The sequence below is a fragment of the Bradyrhizobium sp. S3.2.6 genome, from assembly GCF_040546885.1.
GTDB classification, from domain to species: domain Bacteria; phylum Pseudomonadota; class Alphaproteobacteria; order Rhizobiales; family Xanthobacteraceae; genus Bradyrhizobium; species Bradyrhizobium cytisi.
In genome coordinates, this window is record NZ_JBEPOS010000001.1 from 597208 (window position 1) to 613678 (window position 16471).

The 16471-nt window shown below is 64.3% G+C and carries 14 protein-coding genes; 7 read left to right on the forward strand and 7 right to left on the reverse strand.

Going from position 1 to position 16471, the window contains the following annotated elements:
- Positions 1-89: 89 nt before the first annotated feature.
- The 7 genes from ABID58_RS02780 to ABID58_RS02810 all read left to right on the forward strand — a co-directional run bounded on the left by ABID58_RS02780 (position 90) and on the right by ABID58_RS02810 (position 7907).
- The gene (locus ABID58_RS02780) at positions 90-1226 is read left to right on the forward strand and encodes an acyl-CoA dehydrogenase family protein (protein WP_354031439.1); all 1137 of its coding nucleotides are present in this window, start codon (positions 90-92) and stop codon (positions 1224-1226) included.
- Between the two features lie 69 nt (positions 1227-1295).
- Positions 1296-1460, forward strand: coding sequence for a hypothetical protein (locus tag ABID58_RS02785; RefSeq protein ID WP_354031440.1), 165 nt, complete (start codon positions 1296-1298; stop codon positions 1458-1460).
- A 52-nt stretch (positions 1461-1512) separates the two neighbouring features.
- Positions 1513-2169: a glutathione S-transferase family protein gene (locus tag ABID58_RS02790; RefSeq protein WP_354031441.1), complete on the forward strand. Its 657-nt coding sequence runs from the start codon at positions 1513-1515 to the stop codon at positions 2167-2169.
- Positions 2170-2346: 177 nt separating this feature from the next.
- Positions 2347-3147, forward strand: coding sequence for a helix-turn-helix domain-containing protein (locus ABID58_RS02795; RefSeq protein WP_354031442.1), 801 nt, complete (start codon positions 2347-2349; stop codon positions 3145-3147).
- A 199-nt stretch (positions 3148-3346) separates the two neighbouring features.
- Positions 3347-4213, forward strand: coding sequence for a beta-keto acid cleavage family enzyme (locus ABID58_RS02800; RefSeq protein ID WP_354031443.1), 867 nt, complete (start codon positions 3347-3349; stop codon positions 4211-4213).
- A 107-nt stretch (positions 4214-4320) separates the two neighbouring features.
- The gene (locus tag ABID58_RS02805) at positions 4321-5937 is read left to right on the forward strand and encodes an acyl-CoA carboxylase subunit beta (protein WP_354031444.1); all 1617 of its coding nucleotides are present in this window, start codon (positions 4321-4323) and stop codon (positions 5935-5937) included.
- Complete coding sequence (locus ABID58_RS02810) at positions 5934-7907, forward strand: acetyl-CoA carboxylase biotin carboxylase subunit (RefSeq protein ID WP_354031445.1); 1974 nt, start codon at positions 5934-5936, stop codon at positions 7905-7907. Before ABID58_RS02805 ends, ABID58_RS02810 begins: the two co-directional genes overlap by 4 nt.
- A gap of 98 nt (positions 7908-8005) precedes the next feature.
- Here the strand turns inward: ABID58_RS02810 and ABID58_RS02815 are convergent, their stop codons facing one another.
- The 7 genes from ABID58_RS02815 to ABID58_RS02845 all read right to left on the reverse strand — a co-directional run bounded on the left by ABID58_RS02815 (position 8006) and on the right by ABID58_RS02845 (position 16373).
- Positions 8006-8992: an ABC transporter ATP-binding protein gene (locus tag ABID58_RS02815; RefSeq protein WP_354031446.1), complete on the reverse strand. Its 987-nt coding sequence runs from the start codon at positions 8990-8992 to the stop codon at positions 8006-8008.
- A complete protein-coding gene (locus ABID58_RS02820) occupies positions 8989-9996 on the reverse strand; it encodes an ABC transporter ATP-binding protein (RefSeq protein WP_354031447.1) in 1008 nt (335 codons plus the stop codon). The genes ABID58_RS02815 and ABID58_RS02820 overlap by 4 nt, the downstream gene beginning before the upstream one ends.
- On the reverse strand, positions 9996-10889 hold the full coding sequence (locus ABID58_RS02825; protein ID WP_354031448.1) for an ABC transporter permease: 894 nt from the start codon (positions 10887-10889) through the stop codon (positions 9996-9998). The genes ABID58_RS02820 and ABID58_RS02825 overlap by 1 nt, the downstream gene beginning before the upstream one ends.
- Positions 10890-10898: 9 nt before the next feature.
- A complete protein-coding gene (locus ABID58_RS02830; RefSeq protein ID WP_354031449.1) occupies positions 10899-11846 on the reverse strand; it encodes an ABC transporter permease in 948 nt (315 codons plus the stop codon).
- Positions 11847-11889: 43 nt separating this feature from the next.
- Positions 11890-13488 (reverse strand): ABC transporter substrate-binding protein, encoded by a 1599-nt coding sequence (locus ABID58_RS02835; protein ID WP_354031450.1) that lies wholly within the window; start codon positions 13486-13488, stop codon positions 11890-11892.
- A gap of 160 nt (positions 13489-13648) precedes the next feature.
- Complete coding sequence (locus ABID58_RS02840) at positions 13649-15199, reverse strand: AMP-binding protein (RefSeq protein WP_354031451.1); 1551 nt, start codon at positions 15197-15199, stop codon at positions 13649-13651.
- Between the two features lie 19 nt (positions 15200-15218).
- Complete coding sequence (locus tag ABID58_RS02845) at positions 15219-16373, reverse strand: iron-containing alcohol dehydrogenase (RefSeq protein WP_354031452.1); 1155 nt, start codon at positions 16371-16373, stop codon at positions 15219-15221.
- Positions 16374-16471: the final 98 nt, after the last annotated feature.

The following is a 16471-nucleotide window of genomic DNA, read 5'->3' on the forward strand; positions in this document are numbered from 1 at the left end:
ACACCCCACTCAGCCACTCGGCGCAAGTGAGCCGCCAATGTTCCGGCCATGGTGGAAACGAGAAGGGAGCCGTCGAAGGCGCGAATGCAATGAAGAGCCCGTTCTATACCGCCGAGCACGACGCTTTCCGCGACGTGATGCGCCGCTTCGTCGACAAGGAGATCGCGCCGTTCGCCCATGAGTGGGACGAAGCCGGCGAATTCCCCCGTGCGCTCTATCGGAAGGCGGCCGGGATCGGCCTGTTGGGGCTCGGATTCCCCGAGGAATATGGCGGGATCGCCGCCGACCAGTTCATGAAGATCGTGGCCAGCCAGGAGCTGGCGCGGGCCGGCGCCGGCGGCGTCAGCGCCAGCCTGATGAGCCACACCATCGGCTCGCCGCCGATCGCGCGTGCGGCGCGCCCCGAAGTCAAGGCGCGCGTGCTGCCTCAGGTGCTCTCCGGCGACAAGATCTCCGCGCTCGCCATCACCGAGCCGGGTGGCGGTTCGGACGTCGCAAACCTCCGCACCAGGGCGCGGCGCGAGGGCAATCACTACGTCGTGAGCGGCGAAAAGACCTTCATCACCTCAGGGATGCGCGCCGATTATTTGACCGTTGCGGTGCGTACCGGCGGCGAGGGTGCCGGCGGCGTCAGCCTGCTCCTGATCGAGGGCGATACGCCCGGCCTGTCGCGCACCAGGCTGAAGAAGATGGGCTGGTGGGCCTCCGACACTGCAACGCTGCATTTCGACGATTGCCGCGTGCCGGCCGCAAACCTGATCGGCGAGGAGGGCCAGGGTTTCAAGATCATCATGCAGAACTTCAACAGCGAACGCATGGGCATGGCCGCGGGCTGCACCGCCTTTGCGCGCGTCTGCCTCGACGAAGCGATTGCCTACGCCAAGGAGCGCAAGACGTTTGGCAAGCCGCTCGCCCAGCACCAGGTCATCCGCCACAAGATCGTCGACATGGCGCAGAAGGTTGCAGCGTCGCAAGCGATGCTGGAGATGCTGGCCTGGCGGCTGGAGCAGGGCGAGAGCCCGGTCGCTGAAATCTGCATGATGAAGAACCAGGCGACGCAGACCATGGCATTCTGCGCCTCGGAAGCCGTGCAGATTTTTGGCGGCGCCGGCTTCATGCGAGGCATCAAGGCTGAGCGAATCTACCGCGAGGTCAAGGTCAACGCCATCGGCGGCGGCACCGAGGAGATCATGAAGGATCTGGCCAGCCGGCAGATGGGGCTATGAACGTCTCCTCCGTCATGCCCGGGCTTGTCCCGGGCATCCACGTTCTTGCTGCCGATGACGAAGGCGTGGATGGCCGGGACAAGCCCGGCCATGACGAGCACATCAGAAATACCGAGAGTTGAGCCGACAAAAATGCTGTTTACCGCCGACCACGACGACATCCGCCGTTCCTTACAAAAATTCATTTCCAACCGCCTGACCTCGATCGGCGGTGGCGCTAACGAGGTATGCTGATGGTTCTGTGCAAGACAATGGGTCCGCTGCCCGGCACCAAAGGAAACTCCCGATGATCACGCTCTACCACTGCGACGCCGCGCGCTCGTTCCGCCCGCTCTGGATGCTGGAGGAGATGGGGCTGCCGTATGAGCTGAAGATGCTGCCGTTCCCGCCGCGGGTTTTCGCCAAGGAATATCTTGCGCTCAATCCGCTGGGCACGATTCCTTTCATGGTCGACGGCGAGACGAAGATGACGGAGTCCTCCGGCATCTGCCACTATCTCGGCGTCAAGTACGGCCCGACGCCGCTGATGGTTGGCCCCGAGGATCCCGCCTATGGCGCCTTCCTGAACTGGATGTATTTCAGCGACGCCACCTTAACCTTCCCGCAAACGCTGGTGCTCCGATACACCCAGCTCGAGCCGGAGGAGCGCCGCAACCCGCAGGTCGCCACCGACTATGCCAAGTGGTTCCTGGGGCGGCTGCGCGCCGTCGAGGCCGCGACCGCGAATACTGAGGCCTTGTGCGCCGGCCGCTTCACCGCCGCCGACATCGTGATCGGCTATGCGCTCAGGCTCGCGGACAATATCGGCCTCGCCAAGGATTTCGGGCCGAATGTCGCAGCCTATTGGGCACGCCTGCAGCAGCGCGATGGTTTCAAGCGCGCGGTTGCTGCGGAGCAGAAGGCCGGCGCCGAGCAGAACGTGGCGCCGCGCGTGAGGGCGTAAGCCCTCCGCAGGTTGGGAGTACGGGTCTCATCGCGGTTCCGGGAAGACTGATCGTCATCTCGGAACGGCAATCTTTTGCGCTCCATGACAGCGCTACCGCGTCGTGACAGCGCCCAAATTTCCGCTAATGTGACCGCCGTCCGCAGCGGCCAAAGAGCCGTGCGAGGAGGATACGCAATGGAAGACAAGGGTCGCGAATCCGACCATCTGATGCTGATCACGCCGGAGCGGGTCTTCTATGCGGGCTTGCTCGGCAGGCCACGCAAGCGAACCCCAGGCTGCTGCCACGTCTATGTCGCGGTGAAAGGAAGCCTGCATCTGACCATCGACGACGTCCTCGCAACCGCCGAACTGTTCGTCACTCTGCCGAACCAGCGGCATTCCATTGCCAGCGACTACCGCACCGCAATCAGCGTGACGCTCGAGCCGGAAAGCATGCCGGATGGCGTGATCGAGGCTTTGGCCCAGCGACTGATGGGACCGGACCGCGCGGTCTATGCCCGAAAGATCCTCGCTGCCTACGCGCTGCTGCGCCAGCGCCGGTATGGCGACATCAATACCGCTGAATTCGACGAGATGTGCTTTGGCGAGGCGCTGCCGCGGCGCGTGCTCGACCCGCGCGTGACGCGCGCCGTCGCCCGCATCGAGCGTTTTTCGGGCGAGCCCGTCACCGCAGATACCTGCGCGGCCGAAGCTGGTCTTTCAGCCTCGCGCTTCCTGCATCTGTTCAAGGAAGAGACCGGCATCTCGTTCCGCTCCTTCCGGGCCTGGAAGCGTGCGCGGCATTTGCTGCACTTCGCCAACCAGGATCTCAACCTGGCTCATCTCGCACAGGACATCGGTTATCCCGATAGCACTCATTTCAGCCATTCGATCCGCCGCTTCTACGGATTGAAGCCGCGCGCGATCTTCGTCGGCTCGCGCGATCTCGCGATCTATCGCAGCAGCGAGACGGTGCGGCTGGCGGAGGCGAGCTGACAACGCTCTCGTAGGGCGGGCAAAGCGAAGCGTGCCCACCATCTTCATCGAGCCTCGAAACGTGGTGGGCACGGCGCTAGGGCGCCTTTGCCCACCCTACGACAGCTCGCGTTTAGCTAGCTTCTCCGCGCAAGAAGCCGCATGCCGCTCATCACATGATCGCCAACGTTGAATTCTCAACGTGCGAGACATCAGTGGTATGAGCGACAAGGCCGTCATCACCTGCGCGCTGAACGGCGTGCTCACCGACCCCAAGCAGCACAACGTGCCCGTGACGCCCGAGCAGATGGCGCGCGAGGCCAAGGCTGCGTTCGATGCCGGCGCGTCCATCATGCACATCCATTTGCGCCAGCAGGCGCCGGACAAGGGGCATCTGCCGTCCTGGGAAGTGAGCGTAAGCAAAGAGATCCAGCAGGCGATCCGAGAAGCCTGTCCCGGCGTCATCATCAACCACACCTCGGGCGTCTCGGGGCCGAACTACTCCGGCGCGCTGAATTGTATCCGCGAGACCAAGCCGGAAATCGCCGCCTGCAACGCCGGCTCGCTGAATTATCTGAAGGTGAAGGCCGACAATACCTGGGCCTGGCCGCCGATGATGTTCGACAACGCGGTCGAGAAGGTGAAGGACTATCTCGACGTCATGAACGCGGTCGGCACCATCCCCGAGTTCGAATGTTTTGACGTCGGCATCGTCCGTTGTGTCGGCATGTACCATCAGGTCGGCATGTACAAGGGCCCGCTCGAGTATAACTTTGTGATGGGCGTCGCCTCGGGGATGCCTTCGGATCCCGATCTGCTGCCGATCCTGATCAAGCTGAAGCGGCCCGAAGCGCATTTTCAGGTCACGGCGATCGGCCGCGAGGAGATCTGGCCGCTGCACCAACGCTGCGCCGAGCTCGGCGGACATCTGCGCACTGGCCTGGAGGATGCCTTCTATCTCGCCGACGGCAAGAAGGTGACGTCGAACGGACAGCTGATCGAGGCCATCGCCGCCTGCGCCCGCCGTGCTGGCCGCGAGCTCGCAAGCCCCGCCGAGGCGCGGAAGATCTTTGGAACGAATCGCTAGCTATCGCCTCACCCGTCACAGCGAGCGCAGCGAAGCAATCCAGAATCCTTCCGCGGTGACAGTCTGGATTGCTTCGCTTCGCTCGCAATGACGAGCAGGAAACTGTCATGTCCATTCTCGAAAACACCATTTCCCCCGGCAGCGCCGCCTACCACGTCAACCGTGACGGCATGCTCGCGCTGATCGACCGCATGCGCGCGCTGGAGGAGCGCACGCGCGCGGCATCCGCCGCGGCAAAGGACCGCTTCCACAAGCGCGGCCAGCTGCTGCCGCGCGAGCGCGTCGCGCTGGTGCTCGATCCCGGTGCGCCCTTCATCGAGCTGTCGACGCTCGCCGGCTACATGTTCGACGTGCCGGATGTGAACAAGAGCGTGTCCGGCGGGGGCGTCATCTCCGGCATCGGCTTCGTCTCGGGCATCCGCTGCATGGTCAGCGCCAACGACGCCGGCATCGACGCCGGCGCGCTGCAGCCCTACGGCCTCGACAAGACGCTCCGGGTGCAGGAGCTCGCGCTGGAGAACAAGCTGCCTTACGTGCAGCTCGTCGAGAGCGCCGGCGCCAACCTGCTGCGCTATCGCGTCGAGGACTTTGTCCGCGGCGGCAACATCTTTCGCAATCTCGCACGGCTGTCGGCGGCAGGCCTTCCAGTTGTCACCGTCACGCACGGTTCATCCACCGCCGGCGGCGCTTACCAGACCGGTTTGTCCGACTATATCGTCATGGTGCGCGGCCGCACCCGTGCGTTCCTCGCCGGGCCGCCGCTGCTGAAGGCTGCGACCGGCGAGATCGCGACCGAGGAAGAGCTCGGCGGCGCCGAGATGCACACGCAAATCTCCGGCCTCGGCGACTATCTCGCGGAGGACGATCGCGATGCACTTCGGATTGCGCGCGAGATCATGGCGGCGCTGGAATGGGAGCGGCCGGGCAGGGCGCCGTCAGAATTCAAGCCGCCGCGCTACGATCAGGACGAACTGCTCGGCATCATGCCGATGGACCACAAGCGCGCCGTGGACATGAAGCAGATGATCGCGCGCATCGTCGATGATTCCGACTTCACCGAGATGGCGCCGAACTACGGCCCGGCGACCGTCTGCGGCCATGCCCGCATCGAGGGCCGGGCGATCGGCATCATCACCAACAATGGTCCGCTCGATCCGGCCGGCGCCAACAAGGCGACACATTTCATCCAGGCCTGCTGCCAAACCCGCACGCCGCTGCTGTACCTGAACAACACCACCGGCTACATGGTAGGCAAGGCCTATGAAGAAGCCGGCATGATCAAGCACGGCTCGAAGATGATTCAGGCGGTGACCTCGGCGACGGTGCCGCAGATCACGATCTATTGCGGCGCGTCCTTCGGCGCCGGCAATTATGGCATGTGCGGCCGCGGCTTCCATCCGCGCTTCTGCTTCTCCTGGCCCAATGCCAAGACCGCCGTGATGGGCGGCGAGCAGGCCGCCGAGACCATGGCCATCGTGACGGAAGCCGCCGCCGCGCGCCGCGGCAAGCCGGTCGAGAAGGACAGGCTCGATGCGATGAAGGCGCAGATCGTCGGCGTGTTCGACGGCCAGATGGACGTGTTCTCGACCAGCGCGCGCTTGCTCGACGACGGCGTGATCGATCCGCGCGATACCCGCGCAGTGCTGTCCGAAGTGCTCGCGATCTGCCGCGAGGGCGATTCGCGCACGCCCCACCGCATGCAATTCTCGGTGGCCCGCCCATGAGGAACGGATCAGTGCAGCACCGGCCGTTCTTCAAGATCCTAGTCGCCAATCGCGGCGAGATCGCGCTGCGCGTGATGCGCAGCGCGCGGCAGCTCGGCCTCAGTGTCGTCGCCGTCTATTCGGATGCGGATCGCGATGCGCTTCATGTGCGGCAGGCCGATCAGGCGGTGCGGATCGGCGAAGCCCTGCCGGCGCAATCCTATCTCAACATTCCCGCGATCATCGCGGCGGCCAGGGTGAGCGGCGCGGATGCCGTGCACCCCGGCTACGGCTTCCTGGCCGAGAACGAGGAGTTTGCGCAGGCCTGCAAGGATGCCGGCCTCGTCTTTATCGGCCCGTCGCCGCAGGCGATCGCGGCCCTGGGCAATAAGGCCGGCGCCAAGGAGATCATGAAGAAGGCCGGCGTTCCTATCGTGCCCGGCTATCAGGGCGCCGATCAGAGCGACGAGGTCATGCTCGCGGAGGCCAGGAAGATCGGCTTCCCCGTGATGATCAAGGCGGTTGCCGGTGGTGGCGGCCGCGGCATGCGGCTCGTGACCAGCGCCGCATGCTTCGCCGATGCGCTGCGTAGCGCGCGGTCGGAAGCGGAGGCGGCGTTCGGCGATCCCACCGTCATTATCGAGCGCGCGATCCGCAATCCCCGGCACATCGAGATCCAGGTGTTCGGCGACAGCCACGGCAACGCCATCCACCTCGGGGAGCGCGACTGCTCGGTGCAGCGGCGGCACCAGAAGCTGATCGAGGAAGCGCCATCGCCCGCTGTGACGCCGGAATTGCGTGCGAGAATGGGTGAGGTCGCGGTCGCGGCCGTGAAGGCGTTGCGTTACGAGGGCGCGGGCACGCTGGAGTTCCTGCTGGACGAGCGCGGCGAATTCTATTTCATGGAGATGAACACGCGCCTTCAGGTCGAGCATCCCGTGACCGAAGCGATCACCGGGCTCGATCTGGTCGAGCTGCAACTGCGCGTCGCGCGCGGCGAGCAGCTCACCGTGAAGCAGCAGGACGTCAAGTTCGCAGGTCATGCCATCGAGGTGCGGCTCTGCTCGGAAGATGCCGCGCAGGATTTCATGCCGCAGTCCGGCCGCATGGCGCGCTGGCAGGTGCCTGATGGCATCCGTGTCGAGCACGCGCTGCAATCAGGCTCGGAGATTCCGCCGTTCTACGATTCCATGATCGCCAAGGTGATCAGCCACGGCGCCACGCGCGAGGAAGCGAGAGGGCGGCTGATCGTGGGCCTGGAGCAGCTCACGGCGCTTGGTGTGACCACCAATCAGGCGTTCCTGTTGTCGTGTCTGCGTCATCCTGGGTTTATCAGGGGGGAGGCGACGACGGCATTCATTGGCACGCATCGCGAAGAGCTGCTCGCGCCGCGCGCGGACGCCGCATTCGATACGACGCTGGCGGGCCTGCTGCTCTACGTTACAAATCCGCGCGCGCCGTCGTGGCGCAGCGGCCGGAGCTTGTCGGCAACGTTCCCGCTCCCGGCGAAAATCGAGATCGCGGGTCACGTGCTTGAGCTCGACGTCACGCGTGAGCGCGATGGCAGCTACACCGTCGCCACCGACGGTCGCCAGGACAAGTTCGAGATCGAGCAACTCGGTCCTGACACGATCCGCTTCCGCCACGATGGCGTGATGGACAGCGCAAGATTCCTGCGCGACCGCGATCGGCTCTACCTCCAGCACCGCGGCATCCCGCTCGCGGTGACCGATCTAACCCTCGCCGCGCCGAAGGCCGCAGCAAGCAATGGCGGCGACGGCAAAGTCCGCGCCGCGATGAACGGGCGCGTCGTCGCTGTTTTTGTCAAGCCGGGCGACCGCGTCACTGCGGGCCAGCCGGTGATGACGCTGGAGGCGATGAAGATGGAGCATGTCCACAAGGCCGGCATCGACGGCGTAATTTCGGCGATCGACGTCGCCGAGGGCGACCAGGTCACGACGGGCAGGATCGTGGCGGAGATCGGGGTGTAACTTTCTCGTGTCCCGGACGCGCGAAGCGCGAGCCGGGACCCATACCTCAGCGCGTTCCCGTGTGGCCCTGGGTCCCCGCTTTCGCGGGGACACGAGACCTAGGCACTTCGCCCCGTTCCCTCATTCAACAAGCACGCGACCTGATGCCCGTCGCCTGCGTCCATCAGCACCGGCCGCTCCGTTCTGCACCGCTCCATCGCAAACCGGCAGCGCGTGTGAAACGCGCAGCCGGGCGGCGGATTGACCGGGCTCGGCACGTCGCCGTCGACCAGCGGCGCGAGCTTCTTCGCCAGCGGATTGGCGACCGGCACGGAGGCGAGCAGGGCCTGCGTGTAGGGATGGCGCGGGTTGCGGAACAGTTCGTCCTTGCCGGCGATCTCGACGATGCGGCCGAGATACATCACCGCGACGCGGTGGCTAATATGCGAGACGACGGCGAGGTCGTGGGCGATGAAGAGATAGGAGAAGCCGTGCTGCTTCTGCAGATCGATCAGCAGATTGATCACCTGCGCCTGGATCGAGACATCGAGCGCGGAGACCGGCTCGTCGCAGACTATCAGGCGCGGCTCCAGCGCAAGCGCTCGGGCGATGCAGATGCGCTGGCGCTGGCCGCCGGAGAATTGATGCGGAAAATTGCGCATCTGGTCGGGCCGGAGGCCCACCTGCTCGAACAGCTTTTCGACGCGTGCCTCCAGCGCCTTGCCGGTGGCGAGGCCATGCACGGCGATCGGCTCGCCGACGATATCGCCCGCGGTCATGCGCGGGTTGAGCGAGGCGAAGGGGTCCTGGAACACGATCTGCATCGAACGGCGATGCCGGCGCAGCGCCGACTTGGACAGATGCGTGATGTCCTCGCCGTCGAGGCGGATTTGTCCCGAGGTCGGCTCGACCAGCCGCAGTACGCTGCGCGCCACGGTCGACTTGCCGCAGCCGGATTCGCCGACGAGGCCCAGCGTTTCACCGGCATGAAGCGAAAACGAGATGCCGTCCACCGAGTGTACGGTGCCGACCTGCCGGCGCAACACGCCGGCGCGCACCGGATAATGCTTCTTGAGGTCGGTGACTTCGAGCAGTGCGCCGGTCATGCCACCTCCGCTACGTCAGCTGCGCGCCAGCACGCGGCGAGATGGCCGCCGCCCCAATCGGTCAGCGGTGGATATTCGGCCTCGCAGCGCTTCACCGCAAGCTTGCAGCGCGGTGCGAAAGCGCAGCCTTTCGGCAGCCGCACCAGCGACGGCACGGTGCCGGGAATTTCGTTCAGCCGCTCCTGCGCGGCAACACCAGAGGCCGGCACCGCGGGGATCGAGGCCATCAGTCCGCGCGTGTAGGGATGTTTTGGCGCGGCGAACAGCGCCTCGACACTGGCTTCCTCGACCTTGCGGCCCGCATACATCACGATCACGCGCTGCGCGGTCTGTGCGACGACGCCGAGGTCATGCGTGATCAGCACGAGGCCGGTGCCGAGCTCCTTCTGCAGATCGAGGATCAGCGCCAGAATCTGTGCCTGGATGGTGACGTCGAGCGCGGTGGTCGGCTCGTCCGCAATCAGTAGCGCCGGCCGGCACGCCAGTGCCATCGCGATCATCGCGCGCTGGCGCATGCCGCCGGAGAGCTGATGCGGATATTCGCGTGCGCGCCGCGCCGGCTCGGGGATGCGCACCAGCCGCAGCATCTCGACCGCGATGGTTTGCGCCTCCTTCGAGGATACGTTCCGGTGCAGCCGCACCGCCTCGACCATCTGATCGCCGATCCGCATCACCGGATTGAGCGAGGTCATCGGCTCCTGGAAGATCATGGAGATGCGATTGCCCCGAATCTTGCGCATCCCGGCTTCGTTCAGCGCCAGCAGATCGGAGCCTTCGAGCGTGACGCTGCCGCCGACAATGCGCCCGGGCGGATCGGGCACCAGCCGCATCAGGGAGAGCGCGGTGACGCTCTTGCCGCAACCGGATTCGCCTACGATTGCGAGCGTCTCGCCACGGCTCACGGTGAAGGATACGTCGTCGACCGCCTTGAACAGGCCGGAGTTGGTGAAGAACACCGTCTTCAGGTTCTTCACCTCGAGCACGAGATTGGAGGTGTCAGTCATCAGCCGCGCTGCCGGGGATCGAGGATGTCGCGCAGGGCGTCGCCGAACAGATTGGCGCCGAACACGGCGAGGCTGATCGCGATACCCGGGAAGATCACCAGCCACGGCGCGGTGCGGACATATTCGGCGGCGGATTCCGACAGCATGCGGCCCCATGACGGATAAGGCTCGGGAATGCCGAGACCGAGGAAGGAGAGCGAGGCTTCGGTCAAAATGGTTGAGCCGAGCTGGGCGGTCGCGAGCACGATCAGCGGCGCCAGCGTGTTCGGTAGCACGTGGCGAAGCGCGATCCGCGCCTCGCTCATGCCGATCGATTTCGCTGCCTCCACGAACGGTTGCTCGCGCAGCGCCAGCGTGTTGGCGCGGGTGACGCGTGAGACGGTCGGGATCAGCGGAATGGCAATGGCGAGGATGACATTCGGCAGGGATGGGCCGAGTGCCGCCGTCATGATCAGGGCCAGAACCAGCAGCGGCAGCGCCTGCAAGATGTCGGAGACGCGCTGGAACACGAGATCGACCCAGCCGGAGAGATAGCCGGAGGTCAGACCGACGATCACGCCGATCGTGCCGCCGAGCGCGGTCGAGCCGATCCCGACCGCGAGTGAAATCCGCGCGCCATGGATGATGCGGCTGAACACGTCACGGCCGAAGGAATCCGTGCCCATCCAGTGGACGAGACTCGGGCGCATCAGCGCGTGGGCGGAATCGACGGTCAGGGGATCGTAGCGCGCGATGAAATCCGCGAAGATCGCGGTGAACACGAACACGATCATGATAATAAGGCCAGCCGCACCCAGCACGTGCCGCTGCGCCAAAAAGAACACACGTCGCCAGCCGACGGTCGCATGCGCGCCGGCCCGCCTCAATTCAACGTCAAAATCGATCGCGGCCAAGCTGGTCTCCTAATCCGTGTATCTGATACGCGGATCGAATACGGCGTAGAGCATGTCGACGATGAAATTCGCGCTCACCACCACGACGGCAATCAGCATCACGAGGTTCTGCACGATCGGATAATCCCGCCAGCGGATCGCCTCGACCAGGAAGCGGGCCACGCCCGGTATGTTGAACACCGTCTCCGTGACGATCAGGCCGCCGATCAGGAACGCCGCTTCGATGCCGATCACGGTGATGACGGGCAGAATCGCGTTCTTCAGCGCATGTCGGTAGTTCACCGCGGCATCGGAGGCGCCCTTGGCGCGGGCGGTGCGGATATAGTCCTGTCGCAGCACCTCCAGCATCGAGGATCGCGTGATGCGCATGGTCAACGCGGCGCTGCGGAAGCCAACGGCGGCCGCGGGCACCGCATAGGTCGCGAAAGCTTCGAGCCACGTGGCCGGATTGGGGTTGAAGATCGGGATCTGGCCGAACATCGCCACCGAGGCGGTGAGGATCAGCAGGCCGAGCCAGAACGAGGGCAGCGACAGTCCGCTCAAGCTCACCACACGTAGCGTGTAGTCGAGCCGAGTGCCTTGCTTGACCGCGCTGATGACGCCGAGCGGAATGCCGATCGACGCCGAGAACAGCAGCGCGAGGCCAGCGAGCCGCGCGGTGATCGGAATCCGCGGCAGGATCTCCTGAAGCGCCGGCTTCTCCGAGACGTAGGAGTAACCGAAGTCGCCGCGCAGAAAACCGCTGATCCAGTGCCAATACTGTACGATCAGCGGCTGGTCGATGCCGAGCTCCTTCTCCAGATTGGCCTTGTCGGCGGGATCGACATAGCCGGCCGCCGCGAACAGGATGTCGACGATATTGCCGGGCACGATGCGCAACAGGAAGAAGATGACGACCGAGATCCCGAACAGGGTCACGAGCATCAGGAACAGGCGCCGCACCAGATAGGCAAACATCACCCGCCTCCGTCGAGCCTGCTAGTCGCTTGCCTGGCTTGCGCTACTTGTCCAACCACACGTCCTCATAGCGAAAACCGTTGTAGGAGCTGTTCGACATGATCGTGACCCCCTTCACATAAGGCTGCCAGCAGGTGCCGGCCCGCGCATGAAAGATGATGGGGCGGGCGACGTCCTCCTGCAGCTTCTTGTCGATCTCCCAGACCAGTTGCTTGCGTTTGTTAACGTCGGTCTCCTGCGACTGCAGGTCGAACAGCTTTTCGATCTCCTTGTTGCAGTAATTGGTATAATTTCGCTCGGAGCCGCAGGAATAGTTCTCGTAGAATGACTGGTCCGGATCGTCGACGGCGTTGCCGGTCAGATTGAGCCCGAGCATGTAATCCTTCCGCGCGACTTTCGGGAACCAGTTCGCGGTCTCCACCACGTCGAGCTCGCCGTCGATATAGATGCTCTTGAGTTGGTCAATCAGGATCACCGCGGGATCGCGATATTCCGCGAGATTGCGCGTCGAAACCTTCACCGCGAGATGCTTGTCGGGGCCGTAGCCCGCCTTCTGCATCAGCTTCTTCGCTTCATCGCGGTTCGCATTCACGTCCGGGCCATAGCCCGGAATGGTTTCAAGCCTGTCCTTGGGCATGCCCCAGATGCCTTGCGGCGGAGGCAGCATAGTGCCACCGATATCGGCCTGGCCTTCGAACAGGATGTTGACGAAGGCCTTGCGATCGAGTGCCAGCGCCATCGCGCGGCGGATGTCAATGTTGTCGAATGGCGGCGCGGTCGAATTGACGATGATGTTGGTCGAAACGTTGGTCGGTTCGACGACGCAAACTGCGTTCGGCGCCTGCGATTTGATATCCTTGAGGAGCGGGATGGTGATATGTGTCGGGAAGGTCATGTCGAACTTTCCGGCGACGAAGGCAAGAATCGCGGTCGAGCGGTTGGTGATGATCGTGTACTCGATGCCGTCGAGATACGGCAGTCCCTTCTTCCAGTAGTCCGGATTTCGAACAAGCTTGATCGATTCATTGGCCTTGAACTCGACGAATTTGAATGGCCCGGTCCCGATCGGATGGGTGCGCATCTCTGCCGGCGAGACATGGCAGGGATAGACCGGCGTGTAGCCGGAGGCGAGCATCGCCAATAGCGAGGGTTGCGGCCGCTTCAGGTCGAAGGACACCTCGAAATCGCCATTGGGCGTGACGTCGTTGACCTCGCTGTACCAGGTCTTCCGTGGATTTTGTCGAAGCTTCTGCTGCGATTTTCCCATGAGCAGATCGAAGGAGCATTTGACGTCAGCCGATGTGAATGGCTTGCCGTCATGCCACTTGACGCCCTGGCGCAGCTTGAACGTCAGCTTCTTGTAGTCGCCGCTCCACGTCCAACTCTCGGCCAGCTCCGGCCTGATGCTGTCAGGACTGTTCTGCGCCATGTGCTGGTCGTAGATGACAAGATTGTTGAACACTCCCATGAACGGCACATTGACCGAATAGGTCGCACCCTCAAGGATGGAGGCGTTCGCCGGGCTGTCGCGGTGGTACATCCGCAAAATGCCGCCCTGCTTGGGCTCGCCGGCGAAGCTCGCGGTCGAAAACGCCAGCAAACATAGCGCCGCCGTCGCGGCGAGCGCCCACACGCTCCGCATCCTCGGTCTCCCTGGACATCGGCCTTTTGTGGCCGTTTGTCAGGACGATAGCGACGCGCGCCGAGCGAGGCAACCGGCAAGGCCGCTTGCTCTCTTGGCAATTCGGATGACGAAAGGCCGCAGGGGTGTTTCTCTCACAAGGTGAGAAAGGTTCCTCCGCTCACATGATCCGTGACGTCTTGTTGCCCCAATACCGGTCCCGCAGCAGCCGCTTGTAGAGTTTTCCGGTCGGCAGGCGAGGCAACTCCTTCTCAAAATCGACCGACCGCGGCACCTTCTGCCGCGACAGCGATGCCGCGCAGAAGGCGATCAGCTCCTCGGCGAGCGCCTCGTCGGGCATCACGCCCGGCATCGGCTGCACCACCGCCTTCACTTCCTCGCCGAGATCGGCATTGGGCACGCCGAACACCGCAGCATCCGCGACCTTCGGATGGGTGATCAGCAGATTCTCGCATTCCTGCGGATAGATGTTCACGCCGCCGGAGATGATCATGAAGGTGGCGCGGTCGGTGAGATAGAGGAAGCGATCCTCGTCGACATAGCCGACATCCCCGACCGTGCTCATGCTGCCGTCCGCCGAGCGCGCCTCCCTGGTCTTCTCCGGGTCGTTGAAATACTCAAACGGCGATCCCGTCTTGAACCAGACCTGGCCGGGCGTGCCGGTTGGGCATGCCTTCATGTTCTCGTCGAGAATGTGGAGGTCGCCGAGCAGCACCTTGCCGACGGTGCCGCGGTGGCTAAGCCACTCCTGGCTGTTGCAGGCGGTAAAGCCGAGGCCTTCGGTCGCGCCGTAATATTCGTGGATGATCGGCCCCCACCATTTGATGATGTCGTCCTTCACCAGCGCCGGGCAGGGCGCGGCGGCGTGGATCGCAATCTCGAGCGATGAGAGGTCGTAGCGGCCGCGTACGTCCTCCGGCAGCTTTAGCATCCGCGAGAACATCGTCGGCACCAGCTGGCTGTGGGTGATGCCCCATTGTTGCACGAGCTGGAGGTAACGCTCGGGGTCGAAATTCTCCATGATGACCACGGTGCCGCCCATGCGGATCGTCAGATTGACGGCAGCCTGCGGCGCCGAGTGATAGAGCGGCGCCGGCGACAGATAGACCATGCCCTCGCGGTAGTGCCAAAGTTTGGTGAGGAAGTCGAACAGCGTCAGATTGTGCTTTGGCGGCTCCTCGGGAAGCGGGCGAATAATGCCCTTGGGGCGACCCGTCGTGCCCGACGAATAGAGCATGGAGGTGCCGAGCCACTCATCCGCAATCGGCGTCTTCGGCAGATCGGCGGTGACATCCGCGAGCCCAACGATGCGGTCACTCTCGCCGGGGCCATCGGCGACGATGCAGAGCTTGATGTCGGGGCAGGCCTGGATTGCCTCCCGCGCGATGTCGAGCTTTGCAACGGACGTGATCAGGATCTTGGACTGGCTGTTGACGAGGAGATAGGCGAGCTCGCCAGGCGTCAGGAAGGAGTTGATGCAGGTGTAGTAAAGCCCGGACCGCTCGCCGGCGCCGCAGGCTTCGAGATAGCGGGAATTGTTCTCCATGAAGATCGAGTAGTGATCGAGCCGCCTCAAGCCATGCTTGCGAAGCAGATGCGCGAGGCGATTGCTACGTGCCTCCAGCTCGCGATAGGTGACGGCCTCGCCCGTCGCCGCCATGATGAAGGCGGGTTGCAGCGGGCGTAGACGGGCATGCAGACCTGGGTACATCAGTCCTCCGGTTTTGGGATCATGCAGCGAGAAGCAGGATTTCGCGCACCTGCGCAGGGCTCTCGATCTTGCGCGGATTGCGCGGAATCCAGTTCGTGCGCATCGCCTGTTCGGCGATGGCATCGAAATGCTCGGGCGAGACGCGGACGTCGGCGAGGCTGCGCGGCATGCCGAGCGAGCGGATGAAGGCATCGAGCACGTCGGCGGCGTTGTGGCCGGGGAAGCCCATGGCGGCGGCGACGATCATCTGGCGTTCGGCATTGTCGCGCGCATTCCAGCGCATCACCGCCGGCAGCATGACGCAGGAGGTGTAGCCGTGCGGTACGTCGAAGGCGGCACCCAGGACATAACCGATGCCGTGGCTTGCCCCCATCGGCACGCCGGCGGCGAGTGCGCCCATCGACAGCCAGGTGCCGATCTGCGCATCCATGCGCGCGTCGAGATCGGCGGGATCGGCCTTCACCCGCGGCAGCGCATCGGCGAGCATGGCGAGGCCCTTCACCGATTGCGCGTCGGCATAAGGGTGGGTCTCGCGCGAGCAGATTGCCTCGACGCAGTGATCGATGGCGCGGATGCCGGTCGAGAGAAACAACCATTCCGGCGTGTGCACGGTGATGGCGGGATCGAGGATTGTCGCGCGCGGCACGGCGAGCGGATGCCGCAGCATCTGCTTCACATGCGTGCTGCGGTCGGTGACGCCCGCGATCGACGAGAACTCGCCGCCGGCAATCGTGGTCGGCACGCTGATCTGGCGCACGGTCGGCGGCGTCATCTCCGGTGCGACGCCCTTGTGCACGCGGATACGCTCGATGCCGTCGATATCGTCGATGCCATTGGCGAGGCAAAGCTGCACCGCCTTGGCGCCATCGGTGATCGAGCCGCCGCCCACGGTGACAATCAGGTCCGCGCCGGCCTGGCGCGCCGCATTGGTGGCCGCGATCACCGCCTCGCGCGGCGTGTGTGCCGGCATCGCGTCGAACAGCCCGGCGCAGCGGGCGCCTAGCGCCTGGACGATTTTTGCGATCTCGTCGGTCTGCCGGTTCAGCGTGCCCGAGACCATCAGGAAGGCCCGACGCGTCCCCAGCCGGTCCATCTGCGCGACAACTGCCTCAGCCGCCGGATGGCCGAACACGACCTCCTCGATCGCGCCGTAAACGACACGTCCCTGATGCACGCCTGTCCTCCCCGGACAATTCCGTCTTGTTTTGTAAGGGTAATCTAGCCGAGCCCGCCGCGCCCGTCATGTGCGAAGACGCTGGCGCTTTTTCGTCT

What these genes read in the sequence shown, in the direction of transcription:
- ABID58_RS02830 (WP_354031449.1), bottom strand. Translation starts at nt 11,846, where the DNA reads ATGTTTGCCTATCTGGTGCGGCGCCTGTTCCTGATGCTCGTGACCCTG.
- ABID58_RS02795 (WP_354031442.1), top strand. Translation starts at nt 2,347, where the DNA reads ATGGAAGACAAGGGTCGCGAATCCGACCATCTGATGCTGATCACGCCG.
- ABID58_RS02815 (WP_354031446.1), bottom strand. Translation starts at nt 8,992, where the DNA reads ATGACCGGCGCACTGCTCGAAGTCACCGACCTCAAGAAGCATTATCCG.
- ABID58_RS02820 (WP_354031447.1), bottom strand. Translation starts at nt 9,996, where the DNA reads ATGACTGACACCTCCAATCTCGTGCTCGAGGTGAAGAACCTGAAGACG.
- ABID58_RS02840 (WP_354031451.1), bottom strand. Translation starts at nt 15,199, where the DNA reads ATGTACCCAGGTCTGCATGCCCGTCTACGCCCGCTGCAACCCGCCTTC.
- ABID58_RS02805 (WP_354031444.1), top strand. Translation starts at nt 4,321, where the DNA reads ATGTCCATTCTCGAAAACACCATTTCCCCCGGCAGCGCCGCCTACCAC.
- ABID58_RS02785 (WP_354031440.1), top strand. Translation starts at nt 1,296, where the DNA reads ATGGCCGGGACAAGCCCGGCCATGACGAGCACATCAGAAATACCGAGA.
- ABID58_RS02800 (WP_354031443.1), top strand. Translation starts at nt 3,347, where the DNA reads ATGAGCGACAAGGCCGTCATCACCTGCGCGCTGAACGGCGTGCTCACC.
- ABID58_RS02835 (WP_354031450.1), bottom strand. Translation starts at nt 13,488, where the DNA reads ATGCGGAGCGTGTGGGCGCTCGCCGCGACGGCGGCGCTATGTTTGCTG.
- ABID58_RS02780 (WP_354031439.1), top strand. Translation starts at nt 90, where the DNA reads ATGAAGAGCCCGTTCTATACCGCCGAGCACGACGCTTTCCGCGACGTG.
- ABID58_RS02810 (WP_354031445.1), top strand. Translation starts at nt 5,934, where the DNA reads ATGAGGAACGGATCAGTGCAGCACCGGCCGTTCTTCAAGATCCTAGTC.
- ABID58_RS02790 (WP_354031441.1), top strand. Translation starts at nt 1,513, where the DNA reads ATGATCACGCTCTACCACTGCGACGCCGCGCGCTCGTTCCGCCCGCTC.